The sequence below is a fragment of the Bacillus sp. 3a genome (assembly GCF_017161885.1).
GTDB lineage: Bacteria > Bacillota > Bacilli > Bacillales > Bacillaceae > Bacillus > Bacillus safensis.
In genome coordinates this window covers 1,672,152-1,694,027 of record NZ_CP067376.1, presented here as the reverse complement: position 1 = coordinate 1,694,027, position 21,876 = coordinate 1,672,152, and the positions used below count along the sequence as shown (strand labels likewise).

At 42.4% G+C, this 21,876-nt stretch carries 18 protein-coding genes and 1 other annotated feature; of the genes, 1 reads left to right on the top strand and 17 read right to left on the bottom strand.

Annotation, left to right across the window (positions count from 1 at the left end; translation table 11 throughout):
* Positions 1 to 96 precede the first annotated feature (96 nt).
* The 14 genes from yihA to ilvE form a co-directional block, all read right to left on the bottom strand.
* Complete coding sequence (yihA, locus tag JJ692_RS08470) at positions 97 to 684, bottom strand: ribosome biogenesis GTP-binding protein YihA/YsxC (RefSeq protein ID WP_024423177.1); 588 nt, start codon at positions 682 to 684, stop codon at positions 97 to 99.
* Positions 681 to 3,005, bottom strand: a complete 2,325-nt coding sequence (gene lon / locus JJ692_RS08465; RefSeq protein WP_044331485.1) for an endopeptidase La — start codon at positions 3,003 to 3,005, stop codon at positions 681 to 683. Before lon ends, yihA begins: the two co-directional genes overlap by 4 nt.
* A gap of 171 nt (positions 3,006 to 3,176) precedes the next feature.
* Positions 3,177 to 4,838, bottom strand: coding sequence for an ATP-dependent protease LonB (lonB, locus tag JJ692_RS08460; RefSeq protein WP_073206715.1), 1,662 nt, complete (start codon positions 4,836 to 4,838; stop codon positions 3,177 to 3,179).
* 136 nt (positions 4,839 to 4,974) lie between these two features.
* Positions 4,975 to 6,240, bottom strand: coding sequence for an ATP-dependent protease ATP-binding subunit ClpX (gene clpX / locus JJ692_RS08455; protein WP_024423180.1), 1,266 nt, complete (start codon positions 6,238 to 6,240; stop codon positions 4,975 to 4,977).
* Between the two features lie 251 nt (positions 6,241 to 6,491).
* Positions 6,492 to 7,766, bottom strand: coding sequence for a trigger factor (tig, locus tag JJ692_RS08450; protein ID WP_024423181.1), 1,275 nt, complete (start codon positions 7,764 to 7,766; stop codon positions 6,492 to 6,494).
* A gap of 240 nt (positions 7,767 to 8,006) precedes the next feature.
* The gene (gene ddcA / locus JJ692_RS08445) at positions 8,007 to 9,014 is read right to left on the bottom strand and encodes a DNA damage checkpoint antagonist DdcA (RefSeq protein WP_133744265.1); all 1,008 of its coding nucleotides are present in this window, start codon (positions 9,012 to 9,014) and stop codon (positions 8,007 to 8,009) included.
* A gap of 125 nt (positions 9,015 to 9,139) precedes the next feature.
* A complete protein-coding gene (leuD, locus tag JJ692_RS08440; protein WP_024423183.1) occupies positions 9,140 to 9,739 on the bottom strand; it encodes a 3-isopropylmalate dehydratase small subunit in 600 nt (199 codons plus the stop codon).
* A gap of 13 nt (positions 9,740 to 9,752) precedes the next feature.
* Positions 9,753 to 11,168, bottom strand: a complete 1,416-nt coding sequence (leuC, locus tag JJ692_RS08435; protein WP_025092482.1) for a 3-isopropylmalate dehydratase large subunit — start codon at positions 11,166 to 11,168, stop codon at positions 9,753 to 9,755.
* A gap of 40 nt (positions 11,169 to 11,208) precedes the next feature.
* The gene (gene leuB, locus JJ692_RS08430) at positions 11,209 to 12,306 is read right to left on the bottom strand and encodes a 3-isopropylmalate dehydrogenase (RefSeq protein WP_206534410.1); all 1,098 of its coding nucleotides are present in this window, start codon (positions 12,304 to 12,306) and stop codon (positions 11,209 to 11,211) included.
* Between the two features lie 18 nt (positions 12,307 to 12,324).
* Positions 12,325 to 13,878, bottom strand: coding sequence for a 2-isopropylmalate synthase (locus JJ692_RS08425; RefSeq protein ID WP_024423186.1), 1,554 nt, complete (start codon positions 13,876 to 13,878; stop codon positions 12,325 to 12,327).
* Complete coding sequence (gene ilvC / locus JJ692_RS08420; protein WP_024423187.1) at positions 13,865 to 14,893, bottom strand: ketol-acid reductoisomerase; 1,029 nt, start codon at positions 14,891 to 14,893, stop codon at positions 13,865 to 13,867. Before ilvC ends, JJ692_RS08425 begins: the two co-directional genes overlap by 14 nt.
* An 18-nt stretch (positions 14,894 to 14,911) precedes the next feature.
* Positions 14,912 to 15,430 carry an acetolactate synthase small subunit gene (gene ilvN / locus JJ692_RS08415; RefSeq protein WP_007501584.1) on the bottom strand — a complete coding sequence of 173 codons (519 nt, stop codon included), beginning with the start codon at positions 15,428 to 15,430 and terminating at the stop codon, positions 14,912 to 14,914.
* Positions 15,427 to 17,151 carry an acetolactate synthase large subunit gene (gene ilvB / locus JJ692_RS08410; RefSeq protein WP_197172628.1) on the bottom strand — a complete coding sequence of 575 codons (1,725 nt, stop codon included), beginning with the start codon at positions 17,149 to 17,151 and terminating at the stop codon, positions 15,427 to 15,429. The genes ilvN and ilvB overlap by 4 nt, the downstream gene beginning before the upstream one ends.
* Positions 17,152 to 17,273: 122 nt before the next feature.
* Positions 17,274 to 17,519: a binding site (T-box leader), on the bottom strand.
* An 8-nt stretch (positions 17,520 to 17,527) separates the two neighbouring features.
* A complete protein-coding gene (gene ilvE, locus JJ692_RS08405) occupies positions 17,528 to 18,442 on the bottom strand; it encodes a branched-chain-amino-acid transaminase (RefSeq protein WP_122631800.1) in 915 nt (304 codons plus the stop codon).
* A 432-nt stretch (positions 18,443 to 18,874) separates the two neighbouring features.
* Between ilvE and JJ692_RS08400 the strand changes: the two genes are divergently transcribed.
* Positions 18,875 to 19,918, top strand: coding sequence for a lactonase family protein (locus JJ692_RS08400; protein ID WP_206534409.1), 1,044 nt, complete (start codon positions 18,875 to 18,877; stop codon positions 19,916 to 19,918).
* Positions 19,919 to 19,948: 30 nt separating this feature from the next.
* Here JJ692_RS08400 and JJ692_RS08395 read toward each other — a convergent pair whose 3' ends face one another.
* The 3 genes from JJ692_RS08395 to dltC form a co-directional block, all read right to left on the bottom strand.
* On the bottom strand, positions 19,949 to 20,368 hold the full coding sequence (locus JJ692_RS08395) for a YkvA family protein (RefSeq protein WP_034621160.1): 420 nt from the start codon (positions 20,366 to 20,368) through the stop codon (positions 19,949 to 19,951).
* Between the two features lie 95 nt (positions 20,369 to 20,463).
* On the bottom strand, positions 20,464 to 21,630 hold the full coding sequence (gene dltD, locus JJ692_RS08390; protein WP_206534408.1) for a D-alanyl-lipoteichoic acid biosynthesis protein DltD: 1,167 nt from the start codon (positions 21,628 to 21,630) through the stop codon (positions 20,464 to 20,466).
* Entirely contained in the window at positions 21,630 to 21,866 is a 237-nt protein-coding gene (gene dltC / locus JJ692_RS08385; protein WP_024423191.1) for a D-alanine--poly(phosphoribitol) ligase subunit 2, read from the bottom strand. Before dltC ends, dltD begins: the two co-directional genes overlap by 1 nt.
* Positions 21,867 to 21,876 lie beyond the last annotated feature (10 nt).

Sequence of the window (21,876 nt, the reverse complement as noted above, 5' to 3'; positions counted from 1 at the left end):
GCCAGTACTCGTCCTTTCTAGACTTCAAGGGTTTTCTTATCACGCCGAAAAGAAGACAAAGATAAAAAAGCATCTGCTCATCGCAGATGCCTTTTTTTAGCCGTTTACCTTCGCAAGGATCGCATTCCAGGCTTCATCTTTTCCCTTTTTTGTTTCAGAAGAGAATAAGATGAGTTCATCTGATGGGTCAATGTCGAGCGTCTGTTTGACGACTTTCGCATGTTTTTCCCATTTACCTTTTGGAATTTTATCCGCTTTTGTTGCGATGACGATCACGGGAACTCCGTAATATTTAAGGAATTCATACATGTTCACATCATCTACTGATGGCTTATGGCGCAGGTCCACAATTTGGACGACTGCTTTTAATTCTTCACGCATTGTAATATACGTTTCGATCATTCTACCCCAGGCTTCGCGCTCTGTTTTTGATACTTTGGCAAAACCGTAGCCCGGAACGTCCACAAAATGGAGCATATCATTAATAATGTAGAAATTAAGCGTCTGGGTCTTACCTGGTTTAGAAGACGTACGCGCTAAATTTTTACGATTAATCAATGAGTTGATGAACGAGGACTTTCCAACATTTGATCGTCCAGCAAGCGCGATTTCAGGCAGTCCGCCGCTCGGGTACTGCTCTGGTTTCACCGCACTAATGACGATATCTGATTTTGTTACTTTCATCTTCCCTCTCCTACCAACGCTTTCTCAAGCACCTCATCTAAATGTGAGACCGGAATAAAGGTTAGTCCTTCTCTCACACTTTCAGGAATATCATCAATATCCTTCTCATTGTCCTTTGGAAGAATGATGGTTTTCAATCCTGCACGATGTGCGCCTAATGCTTTTTCTTTTAGTCCGCCAATCGGAAGCACTCTTCCTCTTAACGTTATCTCTCCTGTCATACCAACCTCTTTTGATACAGGACGTCCTGTGAGTGCTGATACAAGAGCCGTCGCAATGGTGATACCAGCTGATGGCCCGTCCTTTGGAACCGCACCCTCTGGAACATGGATATGAATATCGTGCTTTTCATTAAAATTAGGATCAATGTTCAGTTCATCTGCTTTGGAACGAATATAACTGAATGCCGCCTGTGCAGATTCTCTCATGACATCACCAAGCTTACCTGTTAACAAGAGCTTGCCTTTACCAGGAGAAAGTGATACCTCAATGGATAAGGTGTCTCCGCCAACTGTCGTATACGCAAGTCCTGTGACAACCCCGACTTGGTCTGTCGTTTCAGCCTGACCATAACGGTAAAGTCTTTTTCCGAGAAATTCAGATAAGTTCTTTTCCGTCACTGTGATGCGCTTGCGGTCTTCAGCCACAATCGCTCTTGCCGCTTTTCGGCAAATGGCTGCAAGCTGACGCTCTAATCCACGAACTCCTGCTTCTCTTGTGTAATAGCGAATCATATCATAAATCGCTGCTTCACGAAGCTGCAAGTTCCCTTTCTTTAATCCGTGCTCCTTTAGCTGCTTCGGCAGAAGATGATCTTTCACAATCTCTGCTTTTTCAACCTCTGTATACCCTGCAATCGTGATAATCTCCATTCTATCACGAAGTGGACCTGGAATGGTTGCTAAATTGTTGGCAGTGGCAATAAATAACACCTGTGATAAATCAAATGTCTCTTCAATATAGTGATCGCTAAAGTTGTGATTTTGCTCTGGATCCAGCACTTCAAGCATCGCAGAAGACGGATCACCTCTAAAATCAGAGGACATCTTATCGATTTCATCTAAAAGAAACACTGGATTCATTGTGCCTGCCTTACTCATCCCACGAATGATACGGCCTGGCATCGCCCCTACATATGTTCTTCTATGTCCGCGAATTTCAGATTCATCACGCACCCCGCCAAGAGAGATACGGATAAACTTTCGGTCAAGTGATTTAGCAATCGATTTGGCAAGTGACGTTTTCCCTACCCCAGGAGGTCCTGCTAAGCAAAGAATCGGTCCTTTTAATGAATTGGTCAGCTTCTGTACAGCAAGGTATTCAAGTACACGTTCTTTGACTTTTTCCAGTCCATGATGCTCATCATCTAAAATTTCACTTGCAAGCTTTAAATCTAGACGATCTTCTGTATAGATGCCCCATGGAAGATTAATCAGCCAATCAATATAATTTCGAATGACAGAGCTCTCCGCAGAGCTTGAAGGAATTTTTTCATAACGGTTCAATTCTTTTAGCGCCGTTTCACGAACAGAATCCGGCATGCTGGACTCTTCGATTTTAGACATTAATGAACTGACTTCGCCTGTTTTTCCTTCCTTGTCTCCAAGCTCCTTTTGAATGGCTTTCATTTGTTCACGCAAATAATATTCTTTTTGCGTTCGTTCCATTGAACGTTTGACGCGCTGGCCAATTTTCTTTTCAATTTCCAGCACTTCTTTTTCATTGTGGATTAAGCTGATGACACGATTCAGACGTTTTTTGACATCCACTGTTTCCAGTACTTCTTGTTTGTCCTTTAATTTGAGCGGCAGGTGAGAAGCGACGATATCTGCCATTCTCCCCGGTTCCTCAATATCCGTCACCGTTGCATATGTTTCAGCTGAGATTTTTTTTGAAATTTTTATGTACTGATCAAAGTGATCTAACAAAGTGCGCATGAGTGCTTCTGCTTCTGCGTCCTTTAACTCTTCTTCTGCCAATTCTTTAATATCGACGGACGTATAGTCCTCAAGCTCCACATATGACTCGATCTGCGCTCGATTTAAGCCTTCAACGAGTACACGAATCGTTCCATTCGGCAGCTTCAGCATTTGTTTGATTTTTGTGTAGGTGCCGACTTTGAAAATTTCCTCTTCACCTGGTTCATCTATTGAAATTTCCCGCTGTGTTGCTAGAAAAATCATATGATCGTTCATCATCGCCTGTTCTAATGCTTGAACAGACTTCTCGCGTCCAACGTCCAAATGCAAGACCATTGTTGGATAAACAAGCAAGCCTCGCAATGGGAGGAGCGGAACATTCTTTTTGATTTCATCTGCCATGTTGATTGACACCTCCGTCACTAGTATGAATCATTATAATATACCTGTTTCAGTCTTGTACAATGTAAAAGACTTGAGAAATGATGATCTTACCGTAGTATACCCTTTCTTTTTATCTTGAAAAAGAAAAAAAGATCTATTTCACTAAAAAATCCCCATATGTGATGGGGATTAAACAGATTTTCTTTTCATTTCCTCTTCTAGTCCATCTTTCTTCTCGTCTGGAGGGTTGACCAAACAGTGATCCAGCACCTCTTGGAAGTGCTTCACAGGCACAATGGTGACGCCTTCAATCTCTTTTAAGATCGACTGCTGGTTGTCATAAGGAATAATCACAGTTGTGGCACCAGCTTGTTTCGCCGCCTTAATCTTCGGTATTACACCGCCGATCGGCTTCACCTGACCCTGCAATCCGATTTCACCTGTCATTGCTGTCAGATGATCAATCGGGATTTGATGAATGGCAGAGAAAATCGCTGCCGCCATGGCAATCCCAGCAGACGGTCCATCAATAGGGGCACCGCCTGGAAAATTAATATGGATGTCATATTCATTTGTCCGTATCCCTAAGTTTCTCAGCACTGTTAATACATTTTCAACAGATCCTTTTGCCATACTTTTTCGTCGAATAGATTTAGACTGACTGCCAATGCTTTCTTCTTCTGCAATGCCTGTAATGTTGATACTTCCTTTTTCGAGTGCCTTACATATATTCACTTCAATCTCGAGCAAGGCACCGCTGTTTGGTCCGTAGACTGCCAGACCATTCACTACACCGACTTTTGGCTTTTCCGGTACTTTTTGTTCATATCTTGGTGTCAGCTGGCTTGAGTGAATGACCCACTCGACATCGGCGATCGTGATGTCTTTTCTGTTTTCCGTGACGGCCATTCCAGCGGCGATCTGCACCATATTGACTGCTTCACGGCCATTTTTCACATAAGAGGTTAACAAGTTCAGCCCTTCATCACATAATTCCTTTTGGATTTTCTGGACAGCCTTAGCAGCGACAATTTTCAGTTCATGCTGGTCAAGGTCCTTAAAGAAAATTTCTAAGCACCTCGATCGAATCGCTGGTGGAATTTCTTCAGGTGTTCTTGTCGTAGCACCAATCAATCGAAAATCAGCCGGAAGCCCATTTTGAAAAATATCATGAATGTGATTCGGAATTTGGGTGTTTTCCTCACTATAGTAAGCACTGTCTAAAAATACTTTCCGATCTTCAAGGACTTTCAGCATTTTGTTCATTTGGATCGGATGCAGTTCACCAATTTCATCGATAAACAGAACCCCGCCATGAGCATGCGTAACGGCTCCTTGTTTTGGCTGCGGAATACCTGCCTGTCCCATTGCTCCCGCCCCTTGGTAAATCGGGTCATGCACGGAGCCAATGAGTGGGTCTGCAATGCCACGTTCATCGAATCTTGCGGTTGTGGCATCGAGCTCCACAAATACCGCATCTTTCTTAAACGGTGAATCAGCATGACGTTTCGCTTCTTCCATAACAAGACGGGCAGCGGCTGTTTTTCCAACCCCCGGGGGTCCGTAGACTATGACATGCTGAGGATTTGGACCGCACAGCGCTGCTTTTAGAGCACGAATGCCGTCTTCCTGCCCTACAATATCTTGAAATCCCTTTGGCCGGACTCTCTCTGATAAAGGCTCACTCAGCTTGATTGACCGCATCTTTCTGAGCGCTTCCATTTCTTTCTTTGATTCTTTGTCTATCGTCACCTTTTGTGTACGCTGATTTCGCAGTAAGTTCCAAAAGTACAGCCCGATGACGATACCAAAGAACAGCTGTATGAATAATACGATTCCTGTCCAGCTCAATCGGTGCTCCCTCCTTCATCTATCTTATGTATTGGTTTCTGTCTGCTAGTATTTCCTAGAGCTGGACGGAATAAACACGTCTTCCACGATAAATAAAAAACTCCTGAATCAAAATGATTCAGGAGCGAGACTTCTCTTATGCAGATGTTTTAGTATCCTTGTTGACGACTGTGCCATCCTTTAACACAAGACGCGGCGGCTCACCATCAGCAACCGTTGCACCAGTGATGACACATTTTTCAATATCATCACGAGATGGAAGGTCAAACATGACATCAAGCATGATGCCTTCAATGATCGAGCGAAGACCACGAGCTCCTGTTTTACGCTCAATTGCCTTTTTCGCAATTTCGCTAAGAGCATCTTCTTCAAATTCAAGCTCTACATCGTCAAGCTCAAGCATTTTTGTATATTGCTTAACAAGCGCATTTTTAGGCTTCGTCAAGATTTCTACAAGTGCTTTTTCATCTAACGGCTCTAGGCTTGCAATAACCGGCAGACGACCGATGAATTCTGGAATTAAACCGAAGCGAAGCAAGTCTTCTGGCAGTACTTTTGATAGAAGGACTTCTTTTTCAAGATCTTCGACTTTATTTTCCGCACCGAATCCAATTACTTTTTGACCTAAGCGGCGTTTGATGATTTGCTCAATCCCGTCAAAGGCTCCTCCACAAATGAAGAGGATGTTCGTCGTATCAATTTGAATGAATTCTTGATGCGGATGCTTACGTCCACCTTGAGGCGGTACACTAGCGACTGTTCCTTCAAGAATTTTCAAAAGGGCTTGCTGGACGCCTTCCCCAGATACATCGCGAGTGATAGAAGGGTTTTCTGATTTTCTTGCTACTTTATCGATCTCATCGATGTAGATAATGCCTTTTTCCGCTTTTTCTACATCATAATCCGCTGCCTGGATCAGCTTTAGTAAAATATTCTCTACGTCTTCACCAACATAACCCGCTTCAGTTAATGATGTTGCATCTGCGATCGCAAATGGCACATTTAAAATACGTGCAAGTGTTTGAGCAAGTAATGTTTTACCGCTTCCTGTTGGTCCAATCATAGAAATATTACTTTTCGAAAGCTCAACATCATCAATCTTGCTGTTGGAATTGATCCGTTTGTAGTGGTTATACACCGCTACAGCTAAGGATTTTTTCGCATTGTCTTGTCCGATGACATATTCATCAAGAATCTCCCGAATTTCATGAGGCTTCGGAACATCCTTGAATTCAACTTCTTCCTCTGTGCCGAGCTCTTCTTCAACTATTTCCGTGCAAAGCTCGATACATTCATCACATATATATACGCCAGGTCCTGCGACCAGTTTACGCACTTGATCTTGCGTTTTTCCGCAAAACGAGCATTTTAATTGACCTTTTTCCTCGTTGAATTTAAACATTCTTTCACCCCTTATTCTTCTTCACTTGCCTGTAGCTAACAGTCAGCTACCTTTCTGGGTCCAGTATGTATGCATTTTACCATACTTTCCTAAAAGACGGTAACGATGTGTTTCTAACACTGCACATTGAGATATGTATGACAGAAAGATGCGACTTACACTATCGTTTCCAAAAGAAGCGATGATAAGTCAAAAATTGTACAAAACAAGGCACGAGTCACTCGCGCCCTGTTTTATTATTATGCACCATATTAACGGTTTTCTACAAGAAAATCAATTGCTTTACGAACTTTTAGATCTTCTTTCATTGCTTCAGTAGATCCGATCGCTTGTTTGATATTTTCAATTGGCATGTTGTATGCTTCAGCCATTTTTGAAAGTTCTTCTTCCACTTCTTCGTCAGACACTTGTAAGTTTTCTGCAGCAGCAATTGCTTCAAGTGTTAGGTTAGATTTTACGCGTTTAGCAGCATCTTCTTTCATTTGCTCTTTCAGCGCATCTTCATCTTGTCCAGAGAATTGGAAGTAAAGCTCAAGGTTCATTCCTTGCATTTGAAGACGTTGTTCGAATTCTTTCATCATGCGGTCTAGCTCAGTGTCAACCATCGCTTGTGGGATGTCAACTTCCGCATTTTCAGAAGCTTTCGCAACTAGCTCTTCACGAAGTTTTCCTTCTGCTTCGTTTTCTTTTGCTTCTTCAAGACGTTTCTTCGTTTTTTCAGTTAACTCAGCAAGCGTTTCTACTTCTTCATCAACATCTTTAGCGAACTCATCGTCAAGTGCTGGAAGTTCTTTTGCTTTGATTTCATGAATTTTCACTTTAAATACAGCTGGTTTACCTGCAAGGTCTTCAGCATGGTATTCTTCTGGGAATGTAACTTCTACGTCTTTTTCAGCGCCAGCTTCAAGACCAACTAATTGCTCTTCGAAACCAGGGATGAATGAACCAGAACCTACTTCAAGAGAGTAGTTCTCAGCTTTTCCGCCTTCGAATGCTTCTCCATCAACGAATCCTTCGAAATCAAGAACAACTGTATCGCCGTTTTCGATTGCGCCTTCTTCTTTGACAACAAGCTCAGCTTGACGGTTTTGCATGCCTTTAAGCTCTTCTTGTACATCTTCATCAGTAACAGCTGTGTCGTCTTTTTCTACGTTAAGACCTTTGTAGTCACCAAGTTTTACTTCAGGCTTCACTGTTACTTTTGCAGTGAAGATTAAGTTTTCGCCTTTTTCGATTTTCTCAACATCGATTTCAGGGCGGTCAACTGGCTCGATACCAGCTTCGTCGATTGCTTTTGGATATTCAACCGGAAGAAGAATATCTAATGCATCTTGATAAAGAGATTCTACACCAAAACGCTGCTCGAAAAGACCACGTGGTACTTTCCCTTTACGGAATCCAGGGATCGATACTTGCTTAACCACTTTCTTAAATGCATCATCAAGTGCTTTGTTAAATGTTTCAGCGTCAACTTCTACAGTTAGTACGCCTTCGTTACCTTCTTGTTTTTCCCATTTTACTGACATGTGTGTTTCCCTCCAAAAATCTATTCAGATTGTGCGTTGCTCCATTCTAAAGCATCATAAAGACTTCGTCCAATCAAAAACCACGCACTCCGCTAAGAAGCTTGCATTATGTATACAACATTTGACTTGATTATACATATCGTCTTTCAACCGTTGGAATCTGACAACTGCACTATATATGCACAAATACAACCATTATATTATAACATAACAAGTCCGTCTTTCAACTAAATCGACAAATTACAAATAAGAAATTTCTTCAATATCTTTCAGCATTGTGCAAGCTTCTCTCAGCTCTCGTTCGTTAAATTCATACAATAGATGCAATTCTTCGAGTTCAATCTCAATCCCATGCATTTCATAGCCTACTTTATGAAGTGCCGCTGCCCAAAGACTCGGATCTGTGTATTTAGGAAGAAATGGATACAACACAAATAAGTGCCGGCGCCATAACTCTTCTACAGCTTGGTAAAGGGTCGGATTCTCATTGCCGAGCGTGTCATCAAGCATACGAAGGACTTGCTGAAGAAGCGGCATCTGCTCTGGCTTTACAGCCTCAGAAGGAATAAGGGTTAAAGAATCACCGAATTTTGTCACATGAACCTGTTTTGCCACATCATGATCTGCCAGAAGCTGCAGGATCATTGATTTGACCAAAGGGTTCCCATCAGGATTTTGTAATATGGTATTTAATAGACCCATATGCGGTGTAATATTCCGGTCTTTCAATGAATGAATGAACTGGACCTGTTCTTCCGGACGCTTCAGCATATCATCTATGTTGACCTCACTTCCGGCGTCCTCATCTTCATCTAAAATCTCTTCAGGTGATTCAATCATTTTTCTGCTAAATTCGAGCAGCTTGTAAAAATGCTCCGCGCTTTCTGCCGGAAGATGGTTTTCCTCAAGCACAGCCTCAATCGTCTGTTTGACTTCTTCATATTCTTTCAGCTGAATGAGGATCGTCATATACACTTGGAGCACAGTGAAATAGTGACCATATCCTTCATGCAGCATTTTTTCACAAACACGCTTTGCATCCTGCAGCTCACCCAGCTCCAGAAAACAAATAGCCATTCCGAGGTGAATATCGGATTCTTCATCGTCATCATACGATTTAGCTTCTGAAAACAAGTGAAGCGCCTCTTGATACTGCTTATCTTTTAATGCTGCCATTCCTTTTTCAATCAGTCTTTCTTTCAGACCAGGAAACAAAATGACATTATCTTTCTTCTTGTCATGCTTCATGCTTACGTTCCTTTCGGGCGCATATTTTTTATCAGTTTACCAACGAAGATTAGTAAACACAAGTAACGAGAGGTTTTCATGCAAAAAAGAAGCCGTCACACCTCGGGCGGACAGCTTCTCGTTGCTTAAGCGCGCAGCCAGCTGCTGCGCTTTTCTTCAAATGCTTGAATGTCATCTTCTAGTAGTAATGTTAATGAAATCTCATCATAACCATTTAGGAGCATTTCTCTCCAGTGAGGGTCAACTTGAAAAGGGGTGATATTCCCTTCGTGATCTTCTATTTGCTGTTTTTCAAGATCAACCGTCATCTCATACCCTTTGTTCTCATATGACGCTGCGAAGGTTTTCCACACATCATAATCAAGGCGAATCGGAAGCATCCCATTTTTAAAGCAGTTTTGATGAAATATATCTGCGAATGATGGTGCGATGACAATTTTAAAGCCATAATCATCAAGCGCCCAAGGAGCATGTTCCCTAGATGATCCGCAGCCAAAGTTTTCTCCTGCGATCAAAATGGATGCTCCTTCATAGATCGGCTGATTTAGTTCGAAATCTGGATTTGGGCTGCCATCGGCTAAATAACGCCAGTCGAAAAAGGCAAAGCGGCCATATCCTGTTCGTTCGATTCTTTTTAAAAATTGTTTCGGAATAATTTGATCTGTATCTACATTGATCCGGTTAAGCACAGCGGCTTTCCCTTTATGAGTGACTAAAGGCTCCATCTATGACAACTCCTTACACGACTGTTTTCTCTTGATTAAACTTCCTGACATCGACAAAGCGGCCATGTATCGCAGCCATTGCAGCCATTGCCGGGCTGACAAGATGCGTTCTCGCACCCTTCCCTTGACGCCCTTCAAAGTTACGGTTTGATGTGGACGCGCAGCGTTCGCCCTCCGGTACCACATCGTTATTCATACTAAGGCACATACTGCAGCCTGATTCTCTCCATTCAAATCCTGCTTCAAGGAAGATTTCATGAAGACCTTCTTTTTCTGCTTGCAATTTGACACTTTGAGAGCCAGGCACCACAATCGCTCTGACATGATCTGCTACTTTTTGTCCTTCAATCATAGAAGCAGCTTGACGTAAATCAGTCATTCTTGAGTTCGTACATGAGCCGATAAAGACATGCTCAATCGTAATATCTTCTATACGCTGATGCGGGTGGACACCCATGTATTCGTAAGCACGAATTGCTTCTTTTTGATCATCTTCTTGTGCAAAGTCCTCAGGTCCTGGGATTGATGCATCCACAGGCAGTACCATTCCTGGGTTAATTCCCCACGTAACCATTGGTGAAATCTGATTTCCATCTAACACAATGGTTTTATCGTAGGTTGCACCTGGATCTGTTCTAAGTTCTTCCCATTCTTTAATAGCTGCTTCGAAGTCTTCACCCTGCGGTGCATATTTGCGTCCGCGGCAATATTCGAAGGTGACTTCATCAGGTGCAATCAATCCTGCTCTTGCGCCTGCTTCAATTGACATATTACAAACGGTCATCCGCTCATCCATCGTCATGTTTCTGAATACTTCCCCAGTGTATTCAATGACATAACCTGAGCCGAACTTCACGCCGTGCGCACCAATGACGGCTAAAATGACATCTTTGGCGGTTACCCCTTTTTGAAGCTTTCCGTCTACTCTAATTTCTAGCGTTTTCGGACGCTGCTGCCAAAGTGTTTGTGTAGAAAGTACATGTTCAACCTCACTAGTACCGATCCCAAAGGCAAGTGCACCAAACGCGCCGTGAGTTGATGTATGACTATCTCCACAAACGATTGTTTTCCCCGGAAGTGTCAATCCAAGCTCAGGTCCAACGACATGGACGATTCCTTGGTCAACACTGTGAAGGTCAGCAAGACGAACGCCAAATTCCGCACAGTTGCGCTCTAAGGCACTCACTTGCTTTTTAGCAATCTCATCTTTGATCACAAATCGATTCACAGTGGGGATGTTGTGATCCATCGTCGCAAACGTGTTTTGAGGTCTTCTCACCTTGCGTCCTTTTTGTCTTAATCCTTCAAATGCTTGAGGTGATGTCACTTCATGCACCAAGTGCAGATCAATATATAAAAGGTCTGGTTTTCCCTCGCCGCTTTTGACTACATGCTGATCCCATATTTTTTCGATGATTGTTCGAGGCATAACCCTTTTCCTCCCTCTACCTAATTCCACAAGATTCTATTTACACAATGGTTTGCACGCGCTGCTTGAGTGCGTCTACAACCGCATTAGTGATTTCTTCAGTCGTTTGATAAGTTCCCTCTTTTGCTGCTAAATCTTTTGTTCGTTTGCCAGAGGCAAGAACAGCTTCGACAGCTTCTTCTATTGCAGCCGCTTCTTCTTCTAATGCAAAGGATGTTCTAAGCAAGCTTGCTGCTGATAAAATGGTTGCCAGAGGGTTTGCAACGTTTTGCCCCGCAATATCGGGTGCTGAACCATGAATTGGCTCATATAAATGAAGGCCAGTGCTTGATAAACTAGCAGATGGCAGCATGCCGAGTGATCCAGTAATCATAGAAGCTTCGTCACTTAAAATATCACCGAACATATTCTCCGTCACAATGACATCAAATTGAGCGGGCTTGTAAATCAGCTGCATGGCAGCATTGTCGACGAGCATATGCTCAAATTCAACTTCTGGATATTGAGCAGCAACTTCTTCTACTGCATCCCGCCATAGTTTACTAGAAGCAAGAACATTCGCTTTATCCACAGACGTCACTTTTTTCCGTCTTGTTAAGGCCATGTTGAACGCTTCTTTTAATACGCGGACAATTTCTTCCTTTGTATAAAGGAGCGTATCAACGGCAGCTTCTTTTCCTTCATCATCCGTATAGCGTTCGCTTGGTTCACCAAAATAGAGACCGCCAGTTAATTCACGAACGATGACGAAATCAACTCCGTTAATGTGATCTTGTTTTAACGGAGATGCCTCGCTTAAGCTATCGAACACCTTTACAGGGCGGATGTTGGCAAATAAGTCCAGCTGTTTACGAATGGCGAGCAGGCCTTTTTCTGGACGGAGCTCTGGCGGGTTTTGATCCCACTTTGGTCCGCCGACTGCTCCTAATAAAATCGCATCAGCGTTTTTGCATACATCTACTGTTTCCTTTGGAAGCGGGTTATTTTTTTCATCTATTGCGATACCGCCAATAAGCGCAGTTTCAAATTCGAATTCGTGCCTAAATTGAGCCGCTGTCTCTTGAAGGACTGCGACTGCAGATGTCACGACTTCCGGTCCGATTCCATCGCCGGGCAAAAGTGCAATTTTCTTTTTCATGAGAACCTTCCTCCTTTCCTATGAGATCGCGTGATGTTTCTCAATTTCAATCAGATTTGATTTGAAGATTAAATGTCTGTTCACTGCATTGACGTAAGCTTTTGCTGATGCTTCAAGTACATCTTGCGCTACACCGCGCCCTGCTGTTTCTTTTCCTTCTATTGAAACAGTGACATATACTTCTGCTAGTGCATCTCTGCCTTTTCCATTTGATTGAATGCGGTAGTCCAGCAAATGAATTCTTTCTTCCATACAGCGCTCAAGCGTATTGTACACAGCCTCTACACTGCCTGCACCTGTAGCTGCTTCTTGAATGACTTCCTGTGTTTCTTGGTTTTTCAGAGAAACTGTTGCTGTTGGCATTTGTTCTGTTCCATAGTGTACTTGCAGACTTTCAAATTCGTAGCCGATTTTTCGGTCTGCTACTTTTTCTTCTAATATAATAGAGATCAAGTCATCATCTGTAATTTCTTTCTTCTTCTCTGTCAAGTTCTTGAAAGTCTCAAAGAATTTATTGATTTCGTCTTCCGTTAGTTTAAAGCCTAGTGTTTTCATGCGGTCTTTAAACGCGTGTCTTCCGGAGTGTTTTCCAAGGACAAGCACATCTGTTGTCACGCCGACAAGCTCTGGAGAAATAATTTCATAGGTTGTTTTTTCTTTGAGGAAACCATCTTGGTGAATACCTGATTCATGTGCAAATGCGTTGTTTCCAACGACTGCTTTATTACGCGGCACAATCATTCCTGAGTATTTGCTCACTACATCACTTGTACGCTTAATTTCATTCAATTGAATCGTTGATTCGACCTGGTAAAAGTCTTTTCGAATATGAAGAGCTACTGCAATTTCTTCTAAAGCGGCATTTCCAGCGCGCTCGCCAATTCCGTTGACAGCCGTTTCAATTTGATCTGCTCCATTTTCAATGGCAGCAAGTGAGTTTGCTACAGCCATTCCTAAATCATCATGACAGTGAGCGGACAAGTTGACGCGGTCGATATTTGGAACGTGTTCCTTCATATATTTAAAGATATTACCGTACTCTTTTGGCGCTAGGTATCCAACTGTATCTGGCAAGTTAATGACACTCGCCCCAGCGTCAATGACCTTTTCTACAATTTCTGCCAAGAAGGCAAGATCTGTACGGCACGCATCTTCTGCTGACCATTGGACAACTGGAAAACGTTCTTTCGCATATTTCACCATTGCGACAGCCTGTTCTACGACTTCTTCACGTGTTTTCTTTAGTTTATGCTTCAGGTGAATATCAGAAGTGGCAATAAAGACATGAAGCCTTGGCTCCACTCCATCTTTTAATGCTTCCCATGCAGCATCAATGTCACCTTTCACACATCGTGCAAGACCAGCAACAGAACAGTTTTTAATCGTTCTTGCAATTTCTTGTACGCCTAAGAAATCCCCTCGGGATGAAGCGGGAAATCCCGCTTCAATGATATTAACCCCAAGGCGCTCAAGCTGCTTTGCAATGATTAGCTTTTCTTGTGCATTTAAGTTCACTCCTGGTGATTGCTCTCCATCCCGAAGTGTTGTGTCAAAAAAATTAATTTTCCGCACCGACGCTCACCGCTTCCTTTTTCTTTCCTTGTTTAACGAAAGGCATCATTTCACGAAGCTTTCTACCAACGATTTCAATTTGGTGCTCATTTTCATTTGCATTGATCGCATTGAAACGTGGACGATTCACTTGGTTTTCAACAATCCATTCTTTTGCAAATGTTCCGTTTTGGATATCAGTCAAAACAGCTTTCATTGACTCTTTTACTTTTGCATCCACAACGCGTGGTCCTGATACGAAGTCACCCCATTGTGCTGTATCAGAGATTGAATATCTCATGCCTTCTAATCCTTCTTCATACATAAGGTCAACGATCAATTTTAGTTCATGCAGACACTCGAAGTATGCAAGCTCTGGCTGATAACCAGCTTCTGTTAACGTTTCGAATCCTGCTTTTACTAGTGAAGTAAGACCTCCACAAAGAACTGCCTGCTCACCGAATAGATCCGTTTCTGTTTCTTCTTTAAATGTTGTTTCAAGAACGCCCGCTCTTGCTCCGCCGATCGCTTTTGCATAAGCAAGTGCTTTGTCTTTCGCTTGGCCAGATACATCTTGATAGATAGCAAATAGGGCAGGTACACCAGCGCCTTGCTCATATGTTCTTCTCACAAGATGTCCTGGACCTTTTGGAGCTACAAGATACACGTCTACGTCACTTGGAGGAACAATTTGATGGAAGTGAACGTTGAATCCGTGTGCGAATACAAGTGAGTTGCCAGCTTCTAATTGATCTTTGATTTCTTCATCATATACTTTCTTTTGCTGCTCATCTGGAAGTAGTACCATCACGACGTCTGCTTGTGCTGCTGCTTCTTTTACTGTGAATACTTGATGGCCGTCTTCTTGTGCTTTTGTATAAGATCCGCCTTTTCTTACGCCGACGATCACATCTACGCCGCTTTCTTTTAAGTTCAATGCATGTGCATGACCTTGTGAACCGTAACCAATGATTGCTACCTTTTGACCATTTAATACGTTTTCTTGAATATCACCGTTATAATATACTTTTACCATTTGACTCTCTCCTTTTGTTTAGACAATTGAAATTGTTTTATTTGTTTGCGGCTTTTGCTGATTATCTCTCGCAAAGGCCGTAGTGCCAGTTCTGGCGACTTCTTTAATGCCGTATGGCTTAAGTAATTCAATGAGTGCTTCAATTTTTGAAGACTCACCTGTCACCTGAATGACGACACTCTCTCTGCTCACATCTACAATAGAAGCTCTAAACGGTTCAATGACCCCTGTGATCTCCATTCTAGATGCTGGTGCAGATACGACTTTTATCAAAGCCAGCTCTCGCTGAACGATTGATTGGTTTGTAATGTCTGTTACTTTCAGCACATCGATTTGTTTGTTCAGCTGTTTTGTCAGCTGCTCGATGTCTTTCTCCTGGTCTACATGGACGACGAACGTGATGCGTGATACATCTTGAATCTCAGAATGGCCGACCGTAATGCTTTCAATGTTGTAGTGTCTTTTAGTAAAGAGGCCTGTGATTCTGTTCAGTACGCCTGATCGATTTAATACAGTCAACACAATAATTCTTTTCAAGGTTTCACCCCCACCATCTCATGAAGTCCTTTCCCCGGTGCTACCATCGGGAATACTTTTTCATCTCGCGCTACATTGACATCGATGAAAACAGGCTCTCTAGAGGTTAAGGCTTCTTCAAGCTTTTCTTTCGCCTCTTCGTCTGATGAGATTCTGATTCCTTTAATGCCATAAGCTTCAGATAATTTGACGAAGTCTGGCTGCTCTGAAAATTTAGAATGTGAGTAGCGTTCTTCGTAGAAAATTTCTTGCCATTGTCTTACCATTCCAAGGCTGTGATTATTGAGTACAATCACTTTGACTGGAAGGTTCAGCTCACGGATAACGGCAAGTTCTTGCAGGGTCATTTGGAAACCTCCGTCTCCTAAAATCGCCACAACAGTTGCCTCTTGATCAGCCAGCTGAGCGCCGATGGCTGCTGGCAATCCGAAGCCCATTGTGCCAAGACCTCCAGATGTGACCCACTTATCTGCATTTTCAAATGGATAGAACTGCGCTGCCCACATTTGATGCTGTCCGACATCAGTTGCGACAATGGCTTCACCTTTTGTGAATTGATGAATGTATTCAATCAGCTTTTGAGGCTTAAAGCCTTCTGCTTCGTTTTCAACGTACCAGAGTGGATATTCTTCCTTCCACTGATCTAATTGATTTTTCCATTCGTCTGATTCCCCTTGCTTCCCGTCTTGCTTGATCAGTTCTTCAAGAACGAGCTTACTGTCTCCAACAACCGGGATATGGGTATGAATGTTCTTGCCAATTTCCGCTGGGTCGATGTCAATATGAGCGACCTTCGCATGTTTCGCAAAATGATTGAGGTTACCTGTTACCCTGTCATCAAATCTTGCTCCGATTGAAATGAGCAGATCACATTGATGAAGAGCCATGTTCGCTGCATATGTGCCATGCATACCAGCCATCCCTAGGAAAAGAGGGTGCTTTGCCGGGAATCCGCCAAGTCCAAGCAGTGTATGAGCGACTGGGATTTGCTGTTGCTCTACATACTGTCTTAATTCTTCAGATGCTTTGCCATGAAGTACGCCGGCTCCTGCTAGAATGACTGGTTTTTTCGCTCTGCTGACAGCTTCTACTAATTTGCGAATTTGCAAATAGTTCGGCTCTACTTTTGGCTGATAACCAGGTAAATCAATTGGCTGATCATATTCAAAGCTTCCTTCAATGCCTGCGACATCTTTTGGAATATCAATCAAGACTGGACCAGGTCTGCCTGTTGTTGCGATATGGAATGCCTCTTTAATGACACCCGGTAATTCCTCTGGATTCCTTACCTGGTAGCTGTGCTTTGTAATTGGCATTGTGATGCCGAGTACATCTGCTTCTTGGAATGCATCCGATCCAATGACTGACGTTGCCACCTGCCCTGTGAATACAACAAGGGGAAGTGAATCAATCATCGCATCTGCAATTCCTGTCACAAGGTTTGTCGCTCCCGGCCCTGATGTGGCAATGACCACACCCGGTTTACCAGATACTCTTGCGTATCCTTCTGCTGCGTGAATCGCTCCCTGCTCATGTCTTGGCAGGACATGAAATAAACCAGAATCGTAAATTTTATCGTAGATTGGCAAAACTGCTCCGCCCGGATAGCCGAAAATGACTTCTACTTTTTCTCTTTTGAGTGCTTCAATTAACATGAGTGCACCGTTCATCGTTTGTGGTGCTTTTGATTTTTCCGTCTCCATTTGTACATTTGTCCCCATTTGATTTCCTCCTCTTTGTCTTGCTTCAGTCAAGTCCTTTCACCCTTTTCCATTCAAGATAGAGATATGAGACCATATAAAAAAGCCTTCTCACCCCACAATGACACTACTTTTCACTAGGTCAAAGGGGCGAAAAAGCTTTGTTTTTCGCGGTACCACCCTTGTTCACGGCAATCCTGCTGCCGTCTCATGGACATCTTTCGTCCATTTTGGTAACGAGTGAGCAATGTCACTCGGTCTGCCCTACTATCATTTCAAGCAGACACTCAGAGGTGAGTTCACTTTAGAAAGTAACACCGGTTTCCAGCTAGCACCGGCTCTCTGTAGATACTGACTCTAAAGCTACTAGTCCTCTTCAACGTTTATCGATATCTATTTAACTTGCATGAATGTTTTCATCTGCAAAAACGACTTTTTCTCCCTCTTCAACTACTCGCTTACGGAATTGTTCAAGAAGTTTGTTTGTGTGGAACCCAGGTTTTCCTTCACCGATTGTACGGCCGTCAACTTTTACAACGGCGATAACTTCGGCTGCGGTTCCTGTTAGAAATACTTCTTCAGCTGTATACACATCATGTCTTGTGAATGGTTCTTCTTTCACTTCGTAGCCTAAGTCTTCTGCAATCTCCATGATGGCATTTCTTGTAATGCCTTCAAGTGCGCCAATATAACCTGGCGGTGTAAAAAGCTTACCTTTTTTATAAATAAACACGTTGTCTGCAGAACCTTCCGCCACGTACCCTTGATCGTTGAGCATCAGCGCTTCACTCACACCGGCCATATGGGCTTCGATTCGGACAAGAATGTTATTTAAATAATTTAATGATTTCACTTTTGGGCTAAGGACATCTGGACGATTTCGTCTTGTTGGAACCGTCACAATATCAATACCCGTTTCATATAGGTGCTTTGGAAAAATGGCCAGCGGCTCTACAATGATCACTGTATTGGCTCTCCCGCAGTTGTTAGGATCTAATCCAAGATCACCTGCTCCTCTTGAGACGACAAGGCGGATATAGGCATCCTTTAAGCCGTTCCTTTCAACTGTATGAATCATTTTCTCCGTGAGTTCCTCAAGTGAATATGGAATGTTCAGCATAATGGATCTAGCGGAATCATACAGGCGGTCTAAATGTTCTTTCATTCGAAAGATATTTCCGTTATACACGCGAATCCCTTCGAAAACACCGTCGCCATATAAGAAGCCATGATCGTAAACTGAAATTTTCGCATCCTCTTTTTTCACGAGTTCATCGTTTAAAAAGATCCACTGTTCCTTTTGGTCTTCCATTTTCAGTGAGCACCCTCTCTTTCAAACAAAAAGTAGTTGAATTTTCAGACACTTTATATTGAAGTGTCTCTCGCTTGAACTGCGTGTTTGTTTAGCTTTTGTTGAACCCATCTTACGCCGCTTTCCATACAGTGTCAACAGCATTTTTAAAATTATTAGACAATTTAGACTAATCAAAATTAAATGTATACGCTTACACCTTTGCTAGACAAGGAATGAAAAAACTTAAAATTTTTTGTATTTTTTCTTCAATTTATTTACTTTACATGAACGGTTTTCTTTTGAGAAAACTTTTGTGATATTTTTTCACAACATTTTTGATGAATATTGTGAGATTTCTTTGGCTTTGTTTTTCTTTTGGCATGCCTTTCTAAAGCGTTTTCCTATGAATTTATGATAGAATGAGAGCATCTAATAGAAGGAGGGCAATACATGGCTAACATCAGAGGTTATATCGGTACGTATACAAAGGGAGACAGTAAAGGTGTTTATACGTTTACATTAAATACGGACAAGCAGCAGATTGAGCAAGTAGAAGTCGCTGCTGAGCTTGAAAATCCTACATATTTAACCGTGTCAGAGGATCAAAAGTTTGTTTATGCTGTTGTGAAAAAAGGATCACAGGGCGGCCTTGCTGCGTATCAAATTGATTCAACAACAGGCAGACTTCACTTCATCAACCAAGAGCTTGCCGATGGAGCTTCTCCTTGCCACGTCAGCGTGGACAGTCAAACGAAAACGGCGTATACAGCGAACTATCATAAAGGGACAGCAGAGATGTATGAAATCGATTCTGAAAACGGCTCAGTGATCCGCACGCTCTCACAGGCGCAGCATGAAGGAACTGGCCCTAACGAAGATCGTCAGGAAAAACCGCACACTCACTTTATGGGTCTCACGCCAGATGAACAATTTGCAGTAGCTGTTGACCTTGGAACAGATGGAATTTATACGTATAAGAAAGAAGACGGCAAACTTGAGCTTGCTCATATATTTGAAACAAAGCCAGGCAGCGGACCTCGTCATATCACATTCCACCCAACGAAACCTGTGGCATATGTCATGACAGAGCTAAGCTCAGAGGTCATTGTGCTTCGTTACTTTGAAGATGGTCATTTTGAAGAGATCCAAACAATCGCGACCATTCCAAGCGAATTTACGGAGAACAATCAAGGCAGTGCCATTCATGTCTCTTCAGACGGCCAATTTGTTTATGCAGGAAATCGCGGTCATGACAGCATTGCGATTTTTAAAACAGACGCTGATGGCCAATTAAGCCTAGTCGAGATTGCTTCTTCTGAAGGAAACTGGCCTAGAGATTTTGTACTTGATCCAACAGAAGAATTCCTCGTCGGTTCAAACCAAGAATCTAGCAATCTTGTGTTATATAAACGCGACAAAGAAACAGGACGACTTACTGTCTTACAATCAGACATTACCGTCCCTCATCCAGTTTGCGTGAAATTTTTAGGGTAAAGAAAAAAGCCTCCAAACGGAGGCTTTTCTTTATACAGACGGCATACCGCCATCCTCAAGCTTTTGATCAATCAAAGACGTATCGGTTTTTTCGCCGAACCATTTTGACAGCCTGTCTTTTGCTTTCCCTTTCACATCATCATCAATGTACATTGCTACTTGAAGCAAAGCAAATGTAATGGCTCCTAAATCATCTGTATAGCCGACACCAACCAATGTATCCGGAATAAGATCAAGTGGAAGGATAAAATAGCCGAGTGCTCCAATAATCAAGGTCTTTGCTTTGACCGGCACTTCGGGTTTTTGCAATGTATAGTAAAGTAATAGCACAGCATAGACAAGAGAGACACCAGCTTTTTGTGCCGTCTTTTTTAACTTTTCCCAAAAGGCATGATCATTAAAATGCTTCTTCGAACGCTTTAATAGTTCTTTTTTCTCAGAACGATTCATCATATCGCCTCCATCTACAGCATAGCCCTTTTCCCTTAGTTATACAAGATATCCGCCGATTCGACAAACAAAAAGCAGCAGAAAGCTGCTGCATTCTACTGCTCTTTGTAAAACTTTTCAATTGCCTTATCGATGTACACCCATCCTTTATAAGACACATGAATCGTATCTTTAAAGAAATATGGATCGTACTCATGCTTAGTCAAATCCGCGACTTCATACCCATTATCTCGAATTTGACGATTGATTTTTTCATAATAACCTGTACGGCCTTCTTTCGGAAAACCGGTGTAATCATACCACTTTCCGTTGACAGGAATCGTTACAAACAAAGGCTTTGCCCCTGCCTGTTTTAAAATATCCAGCATGATTTGAAAATCTTTGTATTCTGGTGATTCCGCATAAGAATGACCTTCACGGGAATCCTTCATCTTTTTCATGATCGGTTTCAGCTTGTGGTCAAACAGTTTTTGATTAATATAAAACGGGTTGTCCCCTGCTCTTTTCGCACCAAAAATGCTCGCTTCTTTTTCAAGCTCAGCCCATGTTTTTCCTTTGACTGAAGGAGACGGTTGAAGCTTGCGCTCATGCCCCGATCCAATCGTATAGTAGATGTCTTTCTTTTGAAGCATGCCATAGTACATTTTCGCAATAGGAGAAATCGCGCCGTAAGCGAACTTGTTCCCAGATAGCTCTGCTTTAAAAAGCTCTGTAATCACCATGTCGTTTTTGACTGCTTTAAACTTCATGATTCTTTTAATCAGCTCTTTTTTCACAGTTGGATCAATTTCTTTATTATAGGCGAGATTCAGTGCTTGAAGCGCTGAATAGTTAGGTGCAAAGTGATTCTCGTCAGATCCCCATTTCACAAACCACTGCGGGGACACGATAAATACAAGCTTCTTCCCTTTTAATTCATCCATATGCGCTGCGAAGTTCATCGCATGAATTAATGATTGCGATCCACCTTTTCCAATAAGATAAGGTGTAAACCCTTGAGGATTCTCATGAAAGAAATTCGAAGGGTGATATGGATCAAAACGTGATAGTTCAGAAGATCCATAGATCGGCAAATAAGTTGGATCTTTTAGCATTTCATCTTGTAAATAAAGCCCTTGGAACATCCCAGGATCTAATTCTGTGGCTGACTTTTGTAATTTGTCTTTTGGGATCAGGTGTGAGAGCCATGCATTTGGTACAAGAAGAACACCAATGAATAGAACAGCCGCTAAAATAAGCGGCCCAAAAAAACGCTTTTTCATTACTTCATCTCTGCCAGCTGCTCAGCAATATGATTCGGCGTATCCCACACATCACGATCGAATTCTGTAATCGGAACAGTGATTCCGAGTTGACTTTCAATTGCCATAAGCAGTTCTACTGTACCAAATGAATCAAGAAGACCTTCTTCAAAAATCGCAATCTCTGGATTTTCTTTCACAACGTCGTCCTGACAAACCTCTGCAATAATACCATATACTTGATTTTTAAATTCCATAATTTTCTAC